At 42.4% G+C, this 14,716-nt stretch carries 15 protein-coding genes; 11 read left to right on the forward strand and 4 right to left on the reverse strand.

All coding sequences use genetic code 11. The features are described 5' to 3' along the window. Positions 1 to 64: 64 nt before the first annotated feature. Both AAEY94_RS04330 and uvrA read right to left on the reverse strand, forming a co-directional pair. Complete coding sequence (locus AAEY94_RS04330; protein ID WP_350977502.1) at positions 65 to 1,036, reverse strand: M20/M25/M40 family metallo-hydrolase; 972 nt, start codon at positions 1,034 to 1,036, stop codon at positions 65 to 67. Positions 1,037 to 1,086: 50 nt separating this feature from the next. Then, positions 1,087 to 3,948 (reverse strand): excinuclease ABC subunit UvrA, encoded by a 2,862-nt coding sequence (uvrA, locus tag AAEY94_RS04335; RefSeq protein ID WP_350977505.1) that lies wholly within the window; start codon positions 3,946 to 3,948, stop codon positions 1,087 to 1,089. A gap of 244 nt (positions 3,949 to 4,192) precedes the next feature. On the opposite strand from uvrA, the gene AAEY94_RS04340 reads away from it, so the two are divergent. Together AAEY94_RS04340 and AAEY94_RS04345 are read left to right on the forward strand one after the other, a co-directional pair. After that, positions 4,193 to 5,560, forward strand: a complete 1,368-nt coding sequence (locus tag AAEY94_RS04340; protein WP_101084979.1) for an MFS transporter — start codon at positions 4,193 to 4,195, stop codon at positions 5,558 to 5,560. Between the two features lie 65 nt (positions 5,561 to 5,625). Beyond that, complete coding sequence (locus AAEY94_RS04345) at positions 5,626 to 6,354, forward strand: single-stranded DNA-binding protein (protein ID WP_162024042.1); 729 nt, start codon at positions 5,626 to 5,628, stop codon at positions 6,352 to 6,354. A 163-nt stretch (positions 6,355 to 6,517) separates the two neighbouring features. On the opposite strand, the gene AAEY94_RS04350 is transcribed toward AAEY94_RS04345, so the two are convergent. Further along, complete coding sequence (locus AAEY94_RS04350) at positions 6,518 to 7,264, reverse strand: phosphatase (protein WP_350977509.1); 747 nt, start codon at positions 7,262 to 7,264, stop codon at positions 6,518 to 6,520. 278 nt (positions 7,265 to 7,542) lie between these two features. Between AAEY94_RS04350 and AAEY94_RS04355 the strand changes: the two genes are divergently transcribed. The 9 genes from AAEY94_RS04355 to AAEY94_RS04395 all read left to right on the forward strand — a co-directional run bounded on the left by AAEY94_RS04355 (position 7,543) and on the right by AAEY94_RS04395 (position 13,362). Next, positions 7,543 to 7,761 carry a DUF6500 family protein gene (locus AAEY94_RS04355; RefSeq protein WP_350977512.1) on the forward strand — a complete coding sequence of 73 codons (219 nt, stop codon included), beginning with the start codon at positions 7,543 to 7,545 and terminating at the stop codon, positions 7,759 to 7,761. Between the two features lie 275 nt (positions 7,762 to 8,036). Continuing rightward, positions 8,037 to 8,834, forward strand: a complete 798-nt coding sequence (locus AAEY94_RS04360) for an MlaA family lipoprotein (protein WP_350977514.1) — start codon at positions 8,037 to 8,039, stop codon at positions 8,832 to 8,834. A 3-nt stretch (positions 8,835 to 8,837) separates the two neighbouring features. Next, a complete protein-coding gene (locus AAEY94_RS04365) occupies positions 8,838 to 9,239 on the forward strand; it encodes an ATP-binding protein (RefSeq protein WP_101084984.1) in 402 nt (133 codons plus the stop codon). 6 nt (positions 9,240 to 9,245) lie between these two features. Beyond that, a complete protein-coding gene (locus AAEY94_RS04370) occupies positions 9,246 to 9,575 on the forward strand; it encodes an STAS domain-containing protein (RefSeq protein WP_011639120.1) in 330 nt (109 codons plus the stop codon). Then, positions 9,568 to 10,365 (forward strand): ABC transporter ATP-binding protein, encoded by a 798-nt coding sequence (locus AAEY94_RS04375; protein WP_101084985.1) that lies wholly within the window; start codon positions 9,568 to 9,570, stop codon positions 10,363 to 10,365. Before AAEY94_RS04370 ends, AAEY94_RS04375 begins: the two co-directional genes overlap by 8 nt. After that, on the forward strand, positions 10,365 to 11,159 hold the full coding sequence (locus AAEY94_RS04380) for an MlaE family ABC transporter permease (protein WP_162024038.1): 795 nt from the start codon (positions 10,365 to 10,367) through the stop codon (positions 11,157 to 11,159). Before AAEY94_RS04375 ends, AAEY94_RS04380 begins: the two co-directional genes overlap by 1 nt. 12 nt (positions 11,160 to 11,171) lie before the next feature. Next, positions 11,172 to 11,621, forward strand: coding sequence for an outer membrane lipid asymmetry maintenance protein MlaD (mlaD, locus tag AAEY94_RS04385; RefSeq protein WP_101084987.1), 450 nt, complete (start codon positions 11,172 to 11,174; stop codon positions 11,619 to 11,621). After that, positions 11,621 to 12,196, forward strand: a complete 576-nt coding sequence (locus tag AAEY94_RS04390; protein WP_101084988.1) for an MlaC/ttg2D family ABC transporter substrate-binding protein — start codon at positions 11,621 to 11,623, stop codon at positions 12,194 to 12,196. Before mlaD ends, AAEY94_RS04390 begins: the two co-directional genes overlap by 1 nt. An 8-nt stretch (positions 12,197 to 12,204) precedes the next feature. Beyond that, on the forward strand, positions 12,205 to 13,362 hold the full coding sequence (locus AAEY94_RS04395) for a PP2C family protein-serine/threonine phosphatase (RefSeq protein WP_350977519.1): 1,158 nt from the start codon (positions 12,205 to 12,207) through the stop codon (positions 13,360 to 13,362). Positions 13,363 to 13,519: 157 nt separating this feature from the next. Here the strand turns inward: AAEY94_RS04395 and hmpA are convergent, their stop codons facing one another. Next, positions 13,520 to 14,701, reverse strand: coding sequence for an NO-inducible flavohemoprotein (hmpA, locus tag AAEY94_RS04400; RefSeq protein WP_350977522.1), 1,182 nt, complete (start codon positions 14,699 to 14,701; stop codon positions 13,520 to 13,522). Positions 14,702 to 14,716: the final 15 nt, after the last annotated feature.

A 14,716-nucleotide genomic window follows, 5' to 3' on the forward strand; every position in this document is an offset into this window, starting at 1 on the left:
TCTTGATTTTTAAGATTTGTTAATTGGTTGAAAAATGAACATTTGTTGGCGTGAATTAGGCTGTTTATGGGGCCTTGGTCAGCTTATCGATGCTGAGCATTTGATATACTGTTTCAGCAACCGCCACAATAAAGTCGATGTCTAACGTGGCTATTGTGTCGTCGGCCGTATGATATTGCGTGTGGGGTGGTACGCCAAAATACACCCAGGAGTAGCCAGCTTTATGAAATGGGTAATGGTCTGACGCTCTGAGCCAGTCACTTTTTTTCATCCGCCCACTTAGTAAATTTGTGTGATGAGTGCGAATACATAATTGGGTCTGTTGCATCAACAACGGCTTAATAGATTCAAAATCTGGCAGATTTTTTTGCCCTTCCATGTAGATTGCCCTGCGGCGATCTGGGTGACCTATCATGTCCAAGTTTACACTTAGCTCAATGTCCATCTGTGGGTATTGTTGCAATAACGTCACTAATTCATAGCTGCCATATAAACCTGGTTCTTCAGCGTCGGTTGCCACAATCATCAAATTAACATCATCTAACGGTGGACTTTCCTGCCATTGGGCTGCAATTGCCATCATTCCGGCAATGCCTGAGGCATTATCATCAGCACCTGGATACATTTTACTGGCCGTTTGACCTAAGTGATCATAATGAGCCGTAATCACTCGCCATCGGTTTGAGCTATTTTTTGCCGCAATAGTGGCAATAATATTGACCCCAGAGACGGTCGAAAATTGATGTTGAAAACTAAACGGGACGGCAAAAGTTTGCTGCCAGGGTTGTAAGCCCATCTCTGTAAATCGTGTGATTAAATACGCTTGAGTGAGGCGGGCGCCTTCGGTGCCTGTCTTGCGGCCTTGAAATTCAGTGGAACTCAGTGTGGTGATATCTTCAGTAATTTGGCTATGGGCGCTAGACCAAGTGGTCATAATAGCTGACGAGCATTGCTGAGGTGTTTGGCTGCAGGCATTGAGTAAGCAGCACAATAACATCATAGCCAATACCTTGAGGTGAATTTGAGTAGTAAACATAATGTGCTCTCCTCTTATTCACCTAAGGTTTGGTATTTTATCTCAGCTTGTTATTTGGCTTTTTTAGCCTTTACACGTTTATTGTGAAGCGCCAGCATCGGCTTTAGGAATCTCGCGGTATGAGACTCTGGGTGCTCTGCTACTTCTTCTGGGCTGCCTGCAGCTAAAATCATGCCGCCGCCAGCACCACCTTCAGGGCCTAAATCGATAATCCAGTCTGCGGTTTTAATCACATCTAAATTATGCTCAATCACCACAACAGTGTTGCCATGAGATTTTAAGCGATGCAGTACTTCTAACAATAGTTGAATATCGGCAAAGTGAAGCCCTGTAGTGGGTTCATCTAAAATGTATAAGGTTTTACCTGTGTCACGTTTAGACAGCTCTTTGGCCAGTTTAACGCGCTGAGCTTCACCGCCAGATAAGGTTGTCGCGCTTTGTCCTAAGCGAATGTACGACAAGCCGACATCCATTAAGGTTTGCAATTTACGTGAAATAGATGGAATTGCATCAAAATAACCACGAGCATCTTCAACAGTCATTTGCAGCACTTCGTGAATGTTTTTGCCTTTGTATTTTACTTCTAAGGTTTCGCGGTTATAACGCTTACCTTTACACGAATCACAAGGCACATAAACATCAGGTAAAAAGTGCATTTCCACTTTAATTAAGCCATCACCTTGGCAGGCTTCACAACGACCGCCCTTGACGTTAAACGAGAAGCGACCCACCTGATAACCACGGGTGCGCGATTCTTGTGTGCCAGCAAACAGTTCACGTATTGGGGTGAAAATACCCGTATAGGTGGCAGGGTTCGAGCGTGGCGTGCGGCCAATAGGGCTTTGATCAATATCGACTACTTTGTCGCAATGATCCATGCCTTCAATACTTCTGTAAGGCGCAGGTTCGTCCACGGTAGCGCCATTGAGCATCCGATGGGCAATTTTAAAGAAAGTGTCGTTAATCAGTGTCGATTTACCTGAACCCGATACGCCAGTAACACAGGTAAACAATCCAACTGGAATGGTTAAATCAACATCTCTTAGGTTATTACCCGATGCGCCAAATAACTGAATCACCTTTTTCGGATCGATAGGGGTGCGCTGGTCACTAATGTGTATTTTCTTTTTACCGGAAATATATTGGCCCGTAACCGACTCTTCACAGTTAAGAATATCTTCTAGCGTACCGTCACAAATGACTTCACCGCCATGTACACCGGCTCCTGGGCCAATATCGATAATGTGATCCGCTAAGCGAATCGCATCTTCATCGTGTTCAACCACAATCACGGTATTGCCTAAATCACGCAGGTGGATCAAGGTTTGTAATAAACGTTCGTTATCGCGTTGATGCAAACCAATTGAAGGCTCATCAAGCACGTACATCACGCCCACTAACCCCGCTCCAATTTGGCTGGCTAAGCGAATACGTTGCGCCTCGCCACCTGATAAGGTTTCGGCTGAGCGCGACAAGCTTAAATAGTTAAGCCCCACATTGACCAAGAAGCCAAGGCGTTGACTGATCTCTTTTAAGATTTTCTCGGCAATTTGCGCGCGTTGTCCTTCAAACACTACGGTGTCGAAGTATTGTTTAGCTTCGCCAATCGACCAAATGGTCAGTTGCGGTAGGTTTAACTCACCAATAAATACGTTACGGGCTTCTTCACGTAAGCGCGAACCACCACAACTATTACAAGGCTGCATATTAATAAATTTAGACAGCTCATCGCGTACCGAGTTACTTTCGGTTTCACGATAACGGCGATCCATATTATTTAAAATGCCCTCAAACGGATGATTACGGATCACTACGTCGCCGCGGTCATTAATGTATTTAAAGGCAATATTTTGTTTGCCTGAACCATATAAGACAATCTTTTTAACTTTGTCACTTAGTTCGGCATATGGCTTCTCAACATCAAACTTATAATGTTCGGCTAGAGAGCTGAGCATTTGGAAATAGTAAAAGTTGCGTCGGTCCCAGCCTCTAATCGCGCCGCCAGCTAACGATAGTTCATCATTAGCAATGACTCGTTCAGGGTCAAAAAACTGCTGCACACCTAAACCATCACAAGTTTGACAAGCACCGGCCGGATTGTTAAACGAGAAAATACGCGGCTCAAGTTCGGCCATCGAATAGCCACAATGCGGACACGCGAAATTAGCTGAAAATATCAGTTCTTCGGCTTTGCTATCATCCATACTGGCAATTTTTGCAATGCCACCAGATAATTCTAAAGCGGTTTCAAACGACTCAGCCAAGCGCTGTTTCATGTCTTCGCGTACTTTGAAGCGATCGACAACCACTTCAATGGTATGTTTGATGTGTAAATCTAATGTTGGAGGATCGGTTAAGTCACATACTTCACCGTCAATACGGGCGCGGATGTAGCCTTGTGCCGATAAGCTTTCCAGCAACTTAACGTGCTCACCTTTACGGTCGTTAACCACTGGCGCAAGCAGCATTTGACGGCTATCTGCCGGCATCGCCAACACTTTATCCACCATTTGACTCACTGTTTGCGCTGACAACGGCTGATTATGCGTTGGGCAGCGAGGTTCGCCCACACGGGCAAACAACAAGCGTAAATAGTCATAGATTTCGGTAATGGTACCGACGGTCGATCGCGGATTGTGCGAGGTTGATTTTTGTTCAATTGAAATGGCAGGGCTAAGGCCTTCAATATGATCTACATCGGGTTTTTCCATTAAGCTCAAGAATTGACGCGCATACGCCGACAGCGATTCGACATAACGACGTTGGCCTTCTGCATACAAAGTATCGAAGGCTAATGATGATTTTCCTGAACCGGATAACCCAGTTATCACAATAAGTTTGTCACGGGGAATGGTTAGATTGATGTTCTTAAGATTGTGGGTTCGGGCACCGCGTATTTCAATTTTATCCATCTATATCACTCTATGACTTATGTAAAACAAAACAGCGATCAGTATCGCATAGTTTGTTGGGGGACTTCATATCAATTTTGACTATGTTGGTTTCATGGTACGCATAAAACTCAGCTAAAGTTTAACATGCGCAGATAAAACACCTTATATCAAAAACTGTGATTTCCTTTTGAGCTAATTTCTGGCGCTGTGATAATATGCGCACCTTATAATATTGTTGAATTACTTATCGAAGGGCAACAGCATGGCCAGTAATGGACTGTCGGGTATGGAGAAAAAGGTCGCATTTTCGTTAGCCAGTGTGTTTGGTTTACGAATGATGGGATTGTTTATGATTATGCCTGTCTTCGCGCTGTATGGTCAGCACCTTGAAGGCTTTTCACCGCTATGGGTGGGTATTGCCATTGGTGCTTACGGATTAACCCAGGCTTTTTTACAGATCCCAATGGGCATTTTGTCCGACAAATACGGACGTAAGCCGATTATTCTAGGTGGCTTGGTATTGTTTGCCATTGGTAGTTTAATTGCCGCATCATCGGATCACATTTACGGGGTAGTGTTTGGTCGCGCAGTCCAAGGTATGGGCGCAATAGCTGCCGCCGTGTTAGCGCTTGCCGCCGATTTAACTCGAGACGAGCAACGCACTAAAGTCATGGCGATTATCGGCATGTGTATTGGCTTTTCATTTGCCTTGTCATTATTGGTCGGGCCTATTGTGGCGCAATACATGGGCTTAACGGGGTTGTTTTTATTAACCGCAGTTCTGGCAGTATTGGGCATGTTAATTGTGCAGTTTTTTGTTCCCAATCCTATTAGCCAAGCGCCTAAAGGCGATACGGTCGCCACTCCGACAAAATTAAAGCGTATGTTGTTAGACCCGCAGTTATTTCGCCTAGATGCCGGTATTTTTATTCTGCACTTAGTGCTAACCGCGGTGTTTGTTGCATTGCCGCTCGATTTGGTGGATGCAGGTTTAGTCAAAGAAAAGCATTGGATGTTGTACTTCCCCGCTTTTGTTGGTGCATTTTTCTTAATGGTGCCGTTAATTATCATTGGGGTGAAACGCAACAACACCAAAACCATGTTCCAGTTGTCGTTAATGATCATGATGGTGTCACTTGCCGCGATGGGGCTGTATGCCGATAACCTTTGGGTGTTAAGTGGGGCTGTAGTGCTATTTTTCACCGGCTTTAATTACCTTGAAGCATCATTGCCAAGTTTGATTGCTAAGTTTTGTCCTGTCGGCGATAAAGGTTCGGCTATGGGCGTGTATTCAACTAGTCAATTTTTAGGCGCATTTTGTGGCGGCATGTTAGGCGGCGGAGCTTATCAGCTCGTTGGCGCATCTGGGGTGTTTTTTGTTGCGCTAGGGCTAATGTGTGTGTGGTTATTTTTGACCCTCGGCATGCAAAAGCCTGTGTTATTGAAAAGCTATACGCTTGAAGCTACAGTAAAAGATAGAAGCGATGCACAAGATATGGCCAGTAAATTGTCACAGTTAATCGGTGTTGTAGAGGCCATTGTGGTGCTCGAAGAGAAAGTGGCTTATTTAAAGGTCGATGATAAATTCAATTTAAGCGAAGCGCGAGCTGTGTTAGGCTCTGTGAATTAGATCGTGTAGATCATTCAGCTTAGTATTCAGTTAAAGTAAACAGATAAAAATCTCAGGAGATTTCGATGGCTAGTCGTGGTGTGAATAAAGTGATTTTGGTCGGTAACTTAGGTAAAGACCCTGAGGTTCGTTACATGCCAAACGGCAATGCTGTTGCCAACTTTACTATAGCGACAAGTGAGTCGTGGAAAGACCAACAAGGTCAAATGCAAGAACGTACCGAGTGGCACAACATTGTGATGTATCGTCGTCTTGCGGAAATTGCTGGCGAGTACTTAAAGAAAGGCTCTAAAGTTTATTTAGAAGGCAAATTGCAAACCAGTAAGTGGCAAGATCAGACTACCGGTCAAGACCGTTATAAGACTGAAATCAACGCTATGGAAATGCAAATGTTAGACAGCCGCAACTCAGGTGATAATGCCGGTGGTGGTCAGTATCAAGGGCAAGGTCAAAGCTCTGGGCAAAACGCCGGACAAAATATGGGACAACAACAGTCTCGTCCTGCACCAGCACCTCAAGCTCGTCAGCCACAAGCGCAATACAATCAAACTGCGCCTGCTGCAGGTAATGAAGCTTACCAGGCTCAGCCTAATGCTGGCCAGCAAGGTGGTGGTTACCAGCAACAATCTGCGCCAGCGCAACAAGCTGCACCTGCTTATGCACCAAAGCCAGCCGCTGCACCTCAGGGTAATTTCCAACCACAAAATGCTCCTGCACAGCGTCCAGCACCACAGCCACAACAAAACTTCACTCCAGATTTAGATGAAGGCTGGGATGACGATATTCCGTTCTAATCTTCACTAGAGATTACATAATCCAATGTGTTGATTAAAACTTTTAAGGCCTGCTTTTGCAGGCCTTTTTGTTTTCTACGTTAGAGAAGCAACGAGACTGACTCTGCCAGCAGTATTTTTATGGTGTAAATATCACTGTGGCAGTTTTAGGATATAAAATGTTTTATTCAATTAAAACAGAGTATTCATCAAGTGACTTATGACCTCTTGCCGTCAGAAAGCTCAACAACGCTTCGGGGCTACGGTTCAGTAAGCGTTCAATTGGAAACCCCACTGTTTCAATGACCTCAATGGCTTTTTCAAACTCGCCTAAGCTAAAAGCAACATGCGAGTCAGAACCCATAACGAGCAGTCCACCTGCTGCTTTTACTGCATTAGCTATTTCAATACAGTTACATGTACTGCCTTTTCTCGACGTCAAAAAAGAGGAGTTATTTATCTCTAGCGCCACGTTATGTTTGGCAGCGGCAGCGGCGACGCGCTTAATATCGATTGGATAAGCAGGGTTGCCTGGGTGAGTAATAATGTCGACATTACCACTTTCAATACAGTTGATGAGTGCTGTAGTGTGAGCTTCTTTAGTCGATGGTGGGAACACGGGTTCATGGAACCCTGCCAACACAATATCGAGCTCTTTTAAATAATCACCAAAAAAATCAATCTCGCCATGTTCATTTTTGATATTCGCTTCAATGCCGCGCAGCACGCCAATACCGTCAACAATTCTAGGTAACACTCTCATATTTACAAAGTGCCAAAAATGGGGCGCATCAGCCATATCTGGGCCATGATCGGTAATGGCGAATAACTTGATACCTTTGGCTTTCGCAACACAAAGGTAATCATGGAAGGTACTATAAGCGTGAGTTGACGCTATAGTATGCGCGTGAATATCAACAAGGAATTTCATGGCGAGTCTCGTTCTCTGAATCAAAAACAGTAGGCATCAAGTCTACGCTGTTAACTGGGCTTTCTCTATGATCACTTTTGTTGATTACTTGCAGCAGGTATTGAGGCATATTGTCGAAGATGCCTTGGCGTTATACATGGCTGTTTTCCGGCATTTGTAGTGAGCCAATCGGCCGCACATGATATTAACGATGTTGTAAGGCATTTGATATGAAATAGGCCGAATGTTGTCACTTTGCCTTATATATTCCACTTCTTAACCCGAGTTGAGGCTGAATAATGAGAGATGAGTTAAGAGCGAAAATTATTGCCGTGTGTGATAAAAACATTGCGGCGAAAGGCGATAACGTCGGTTTGTCATTTTATGCATTTTTTGCCAACAAAAATGATAATCCTCAATTACTGATGGAAGCGGCAACATGGTGGATTCAAACACACCAATTGGATCATTTTGTGAAGGCCCACAAAATTAAACAAATGATTCATAATGGCTTGTAATAGTCTGAATAAATTATGTGCGGCGGAGCAATACTGACCAATATTCAATAAGTAACCGATATATAGATTAAGTCATGCCTTAATGATTAAGCTTAATCGCTTAACGGGTTTTTAGATGACACAAGTCGTTTTTGAACGATCAATCAAAATTGTACTAATAGTTTTGACCGTTTTAATGTTATATTTTCACTCTTGAGTGACATTAACGATATTAAATGTCGTGCTTAATACCGATATAGTTAGCAGATTTTTTTTGAAAAAAGCCGGAGGAATGAGTGGGAATAATTGGTCGACTGTTAGTTATTGGCGCCACTTTACTATTTTTTAGTGGCTGCGCTAGCACCTCAACAGCGGGTGATCCATTCGAAGCGGTTAATCGAAAAAGCTGGGACTTTAATTACCAGGTCATGGATAAATATGCTTTAAAACCAGCAGCTGAAGGCTATGAAACAGTCCCTAAGCCGATCCGACAAGGTGTGACAAATCTGCTATCAAATCTAAGTGAACCTCTTTACGCAGTAAATAACCTCTTACAATGGAAAGTGACCGACAGCGGTAGCAGTGTTTTACGTTTTGTCGTCAACACGACAATCGGCCTTGTGGGTCTTTTTGATCCTGCTACCGATATGGGATTAGTGAAAAAAGAAGAAACATTTGCGCAAACCTTTGGTGTTTGGGGTATTGGCAATGGGCCTTTCATTATGTGGCCTGTTTATGGCGCCAGTACTGCACGTAATACCGTCGGCGATTTTGTTGATGTTTTTGTGTATCCCTTATCTATTCTGTCGTTTGAACAAAGGGCCGGAAAGTTTGTGTTGGAAGGTTTAGACAGTCGGATTGATTTTCAGCAATATGAACCCATATTAGACGGATCGTTAGATCCTTATGGCTATGTTAAAGATGTCTATTTGCAGCGAGATGCTCACTTGGTCAGTGACGGTAAAGTGGCTGAGACTGAATCTGACGAATTTGATCTAGAGTTTGATGACGAACTATTAGATGATGAGCTATTAAATGACGCACCTGCAGACGACAAATCAGACGATCACACTGATTACAAGGTAACGGACTAGCCAATGTCAAACATCAAAACGTTTTCATCTTGTACGAGTGAATTAAAAAATATTCGCGAATTTGTGGTAGATGCATGCCGCGATTTTCCTTTTAGCGAAGGTAAAGTCAATGAAATCGTATTGGCCGTTGATGAGGCTTGTGCCAATGTTATTCGTCATGGTTATCACATGTCGAAAAAGGGCTGTATAGAAATCGTGGTCAGCAGTGATGATGAGCATGCGCTATTTGTGATTAAAGATGTGTGTTCGCAGATTACTGACAAGCAATTAATACCGGCAGAAAATAATTTATGTAAACCAGGTGGATTAGGCCTTTGCCTCATTCATTATGTGGCTGAAAAAGTAAGACTTATCCCACATAAAGGCAAAGGTAATTGGTTAGAACTGACGGTTAAATTTGAGTGATATAAAATGAATATTGAAATTGAGACACATAACAATTACCAAGTGGTTAAGCTTTATGGAGAGGTCGATCTGAGCAACTCTCGCAGTATCAAACTCGACATCATAAAGTTAATTAAGAGTAAAAATAACATCATTGTCGATTTCACCCACCTGCAATATATCGATAGCTCAGGGATGGCTTCACTGGTTGAGGCCTTCAATGAAGCCAGAGAAAATGACACTGAATTTCATATCGTTGGTGCCAATGGTTCACCGCTTCAAGTACTGCAACTAACCCGTTTAAACACGGTGTTTAACTTAGCTGATTCAGTAAGTGCTGTGAGTAACAATGGTTAACCCTATCATTACTGTAGAGCATTTGTTTGCCCAATATGGCGATACCCATGTACTCAAAGACGTCAATTTAGAGGTCAACCCCGGCGAAATTCTGGTGGTGATGGGCGGATCTGGTTCTGGTAAAAGTACCTTGCTTAACCATATGCTTGGGCTTAAAACCCCTACTTCAGGCACTATCATGATTGATGGTGTGAATATTTTTACGGCTAAAAATAAGCAATTACGTAACTTACGCAAAAAAATGGGCGTGGCTTTCCAAGGCGGCGCTCTACTGAGTTCATTAACGGTGGCAGATAATGTCAGGTTACCTTTAGAGCACAACACTTCATTGGATACCCAAACCATTGATATTATGGTGCGGATGAAGCTTGAATTAATGAACATGGCTGGAACAGGCCATCTAATGCCTTCGGAATTATCAGGCGGCATGCTAAAACGAGCAGGACTGGCTAGGGCCGTTATTATGGACCCTAAATTACTATTTTTTGATGAACCTTCAGCAGGGCTTGATCCCACAACTGCAGTTGAACTTGACGAGCTTATTCTCACTTTGAGAGATGCCATGAACATGACCATAGTGGTGGTCACTCATGAGCTAGAAAGTGTGTTTAAAATTGCCGATCGCGTGGTGGTATTGTTTGCGGGTGAAGTGGTGGCGAATGGCACCGTTGATGAGATTAAAAACTCGCCAGATGAACGCATTCAAAACATGATCAACCGTCAACCGAACACTTACAGAGATGATGGTGAGGTTTATCTCAATCGTTTGTTAAATAAGGATGAAAAATAATGAATGCCTTGTTTAATTCAGTCAGTAACTTAGGTGCCGCAACGCGTAAAAATATTGAAAGTGTTGGCCTAGCAACATTATTTTTAATGCGTATCGTCAGCAGCCTATTCACTGGGCTGGTGTCATTTAAGCAAGTGATTAAGCAGATATATTTTATTGGTAATCGGTCTTTAATTGTCATTATTGTTGCGGCGCTCTTTACCGGTATGGTTGTGGCACTGCAGTTTTACGATACCTTAGTGCGATTTGGTTCAGTGGATTTATTGGGTTCGGCAGTTGCCTTGAGCCTGATTAAAGAATTAGGACCGGTGATGACAGCATTAATGGTAATAGCACGAGTTGGCTCTGCGACCTGTTCAGAAATTGGTATTATGCGTAACGAGCAACAATTTGATGCGCTTGATTGCATGGCTATTAACAGTTACCGCTATGTGATGCTGCCAAGACTATTAGCGGCGTTGTTTTGTGTTCCTATGCTGACGGCCGTTTTTGACTTGGTGGGCATTGGCGGTGGCTATATCGTTGGAGTACACATTCAAGGAGAAAGTCCTGGTGCATATATTCAAGGTGTAATGGATACAATTAGCTTTAAAGATGTGCTGGTTGGTCAAATAAAGTCATTGGTATTTGGTTTGTTTATTATGTGGATACCTTTATATTACGGCTTTTATTTACACTTAAATCAAAAAAATATGGGCGCTGAAGGCGTCAGCAATGGCACCACTCAGGCGGTGGTAATGAGTGCAATTATTATGTTATTTAGTGACTATATCGTTAGCTCATTAGCGCTATAACTAGAGGTTTCAATGAAAAACAATTACGTCAATTTTCTCGTCGGCCTGTTTGTATTATTCGGGATTGGGGCCTTGGTATTTATGTCAATTACCATTGGTGGAGCATCGGTCACTAATAGTGGTAACTACACCTTAGTGGCTAAATTTGAAAATTCTTCAGGTTTAAAAGAAGGTGCCTTTGTCGAAATGTCAGGTGTACGTGTTGGATTAATTCAATCGATTAATTACGACCCTAAAGCGTATGAGTCAGTCGTTAAAATATCATTAGATAATGCGATTACCGTACCTGATGATTCGATAGCCTCTATTCGTACATCAGGTATTATTGGCGACAGATTTGTTAAAATATCTACCGGTGGTTCAGAAATAAACATGGCAGATGGTGAAGAGTTTATTGAAACAGAATCATCAATCAGCATCGAAGAGTTAATAAGCAAATATATGTTTAGCCAGGATAAATAATGAAATCAATAATTTTTTTAATCATGATGCTAGTGATGCCATCTCTAGCTTTGGCGGCACAAGAACCAACAGAACGCGTTAAATTAGGTGTGACAGATATCATTAGTATCGCATCAAATAGCGCCTTGTCAGTCGAACAGAAAAAACAATCACTCAGTGATGTGATTGAAAAACACGTCGACATACAAGCCTCTGCACAACGAGTGTTAGGTAAGTATTGGAGACAGGCAAGCGATACCGAGAAACGTCAATTTATGGTGTTGTTAAAAGGCGTATTAGTCGATACCTATATTGTGTTGCTAGAACAGTATGATAATCAAACGGTTGATTACACCAATGAAACAATCAAGAAAAAAGTGTATGCATCAGTCGATACTGAAATTCATACCAAAGAAAATATCATTCCGGTTTCATATCAGCTTTATCAACGTAATAATGAATGGAAAATTTACGATTTTGTTGCTGAAGGTTTATCGATGATCCGTACCTTTAGTAACGACTATAAAAGTACTTTGAAAAAAAGCGGTGTCACTGGTTTGAATGAAGCCCTTGCTGCTAAATTAGCCCAAAAGTAAGGTTACCCTTGAATATTGATAGAGCATTAGCTAACAGCATTATTGATGAAACCTTATGGTTTAAAACCAATTTGGCAGTCACATTAAGTGAGTTTAATTATTACTTAATTAAAAAAAATGGCCAAGTCAGCTGTAATTTTTCATCCTTGTGTGATGAGCATTACACCCGGCTCTATCAACAATTTAAAGCATTGTCGTTACAACACAGTATTACGGAAATTGTGCCTCTAAAGGACGATGGAAAAATGTGTTGGGTGCTGCCTTTTGGTAAAGAATCGAGCTTATTTGACTGTATTATTCTGCTTAATTTACCTGCAGGAACTGAATCGCATCATGTTAGCTCGTTGTATTTTAGGCTTTTGTACCAGCTAAAAAGCTTCCAGTTTTCCGAAGCGTCATCACAACTTAACGCTGCCCAGGTGTGGATCCGCGATGAGATAGAAGAAATTTCGCGCTTGCAGCAATTGATGTTGCCAGACAAAGGTATCGTACTTAGCTCTGTTAAAATGGCTTATACCTATAAAGCGATGAAAGGTGCTGGTGGTGATTATTTAGACATTGTCGACCTTGGTAAAAGTCGCCCGGATATCCAGGGTGATATCGGAATGATTATTGCTGACGTATCGGGTCACGGCCCTGCCGCGGCAGTAGAAACCGCCATGATAGATGCCATCTTACGCACCTTTGAACCGAAAGATTTAAACAGTAGTTCTTCTGAAGTGCTTAATTATATCAATCAACATTTTTTCACTAAAAAGCCTCGTGGCAGCTTTTTAACCGCTACAGTAATGCGTTATAACTTCCAAGAGAAAGAACTTATTTATGCTAATGCAGGCCATCCTCACGCCTATTTGAAAAAAGCCAACAGGCTGGTTGCCTTAGATCAAGGTGGCATTCCTATTGGGGTACTGCGTGAGCAAAATTGGGATACCTACCGGGTTAGTGTTGATGTAGGTGATATCTTATTTGTGTATACCGATGTGGTCATCGAAACGCAAAATGCCCACAAAGAATTATTTGGTTTCGATCGCTTAGAAAAAGCCATCAGCGCAGCACCCGATGAACCCGAAGCTATGCTGGAGTATCTGGAGCAGCAAATGAAACAGTTTTGCGGTTTTTCAGAGTTTCAGGATGATTTGACCATGTGCGCAATCCAGTTTATTTAAGCTAATTGAGTATTTAATCATTGAGAAGATGAAGATTGGGATGACGATATCCCGTTCTAGGACATCTCCAGTCACAGGTTTAATTGTTTTTATCAATAACTAAAAAGCCCTGAGTTAACGCTCAGGGCTTTTTTTATCTCACTGGTTTGTTGGGCTATTAAGCGGTTAATGCTTCAGCTGGGCCGAAGAATTCATAATGAATTTGGCTTTCTGGTACACCTAAGCTGGTGGCGATGGCCAATGCTGCTTTCATAAAACCGGTAGGGCCAAGCAGGTAAAATTCTACATCACGGTCTGCAGGGAGTTGCTCTGCAATGATTGATGCATCAATAAACCCAGTGGCATGAGGTTGGCAGTGTTGTTCTGGTTGGCTGTAAACATACAAAGGTTTGATGTGGTCATGTGTTGAGGCAAGTTGATCGACATGGTGTTTAAACGCATGGACATCACTATTTATGGCCGCATGAATAAAGCGAATATCGCGTCCTGAACCCGCTTCAGTATTGAGCATACTAATCGCAGGAGTAATACCGACACCGCCAGTCAATAATATTAACGGCTTGGTGTTTTTTCGTAAGATGAAATCGCCACTGGGTGCATGTAATTTCACTTTATCGCCTAACTGAATATTGTTATGTAAGTGATTTGAAACCACGCCATTAGGTTCACGCTTGACGCTAATTCTTAAGTAATCTTTGCCTGCCGCGTCAGATAGACTGTAGTTACGACGCATTGATACACCGTCGATATCATCAAATACTAAGGTCAAAAATTGCCCAGCGTCAAAGTTTGGTAAGCCTTTATTATCAAAAGGTTGAAAGTAGAATGAGGTAATCACTGAGCTTTCATCTACACGTTTGACTAAAATAAAGTCACGCTCGCCACGCCAACCACCTTGTTGTTGCTCTTTAGCTATATAAATTGATTCTTCCGCCGCAATCAATATGTTGGCTAATTGGCCGTAAGCCTTGGTCCAAGCATCAATCACTTCATCTGTTGCAGCATCACCGAGTACGGCTTTAATGGCTTGTATTAAACAACTGCCAACAGCGTCATATTGTTCAGGTAAAATGCCTAATGCAACATGCTTTTGAACGATTTTACTAACGGCATCACTTAAATTGCCCAATTCATCAATATTGGCACCGTAAGCAATAACCGCATTTGCCAGTGCTTTAGGCTGAGTGCCTTTGGCTTGGTTAGTTTGATTGAAAAATGGTAATACTTCTGGATGCTGTGCAAACAGTAATGGATAAAAATGGCTGGTGATGTCATTAGCGTAAATTTGCAGAGCCGGAACGGTGGCTTTAATAATTTGAACAGTTGCAGTGTCTAACATTAATGATTTCCTTCT

It is taken from the genome of Shewanella sp. AC34-MNA-CIBAN-0136 (assembly GCF_040309945.1).
In the GTDB taxonomy this organism is placed as follows: domain Bacteria; phylum Pseudomonadota; class Gammaproteobacteria; order Enterobacterales; family Shewanellaceae; genus Shewanella.

Excerpts from the sequence above, each read along its gene's own strand:
- AAEY94_RS04330 (WP_350977502.1), bottom strand. The coding sequence starts at position 1,036 with ATGTTTACTACTCAAATTCACCTCAAGGTATTGGCTATGATGTTATTG.
- uvrA (WP_350977505.1), bottom strand. The coding sequence starts at position 3,948 with ATGGATAAAATTGAAATACGCGGTGCCCGAACCCACAATCTTAAGAAC.
- AAEY94_RS04340 (WP_101084979.1), top strand. The coding sequence starts at position 4,193 with ATGGCCAGTAATGGACTGTCGGGTATGGAGAAAAAGGTCGCATTTTCG.
- AAEY94_RS04345 (WP_162024042.1), top strand. The coding sequence starts at position 5,626 with ATGGCTAGTCGTGGTGTGAATAAAGTGATTTTGGTCGGTAACTTAGGT.
- AAEY94_RS04350 (WP_350977509.1), bottom strand. The coding sequence starts at position 7,264 with ATGAAATTCCTTGTTGATATTCACGCGCATACTATAGCGTCAACTCAC.
- AAEY94_RS04355 (WP_350977512.1), top strand. The coding sequence starts at position 7,543 with ATGAGAGATGAGTTAAGAGCGAAAATTATTGCCGTGTGTGATAAAAAC.
- AAEY94_RS04365 (WP_101084984.1), top strand. The coding sequence starts at position 8,838 with ATGTCAAACATCAAAACGTTTTCATCTTGTACGAGTGAATTAAAAAAT.
- AAEY94_RS04370 (WP_011639120.1), top strand. The coding sequence starts at position 9,246 with ATGAATATTGAAATTGAGACACATAACAATTACCAAGTGGTTAAGCTT.
- AAEY94_RS04375 (WP_101084985.1), top strand. The coding sequence starts at position 9,568 with ATGGTTAACCCTATCATTACTGTAGAGCATTTGTTTGCCCAATATGGC.
- AAEY94_RS04380 (WP_162024038.1), top strand. The coding sequence starts at position 10,365 with ATGAATGCCTTGTTTAATTCAGTCAGTAACTTAGGTGCCGCAACGCGT.
- mlaD (WP_101084987.1), top strand. The coding sequence starts at position 11,172 with ATGAAAAACAATTACGTCAATTTTCTCGTCGGCCTGTTTGTATTATTC.
- AAEY94_RS04390 (WP_101084988.1), top strand. The coding sequence starts at position 11,621 with ATGAAATCAATAATTTTTTTAATCATGATGCTAGTGATGCCATCTCTA.
- hmpA (WP_350977522.1), bottom strand. The coding sequence starts at position 14,701 with ATGTTAGACACTGCAACTGTTCAAATTATTAAAGCCACCGTTCCGGCT.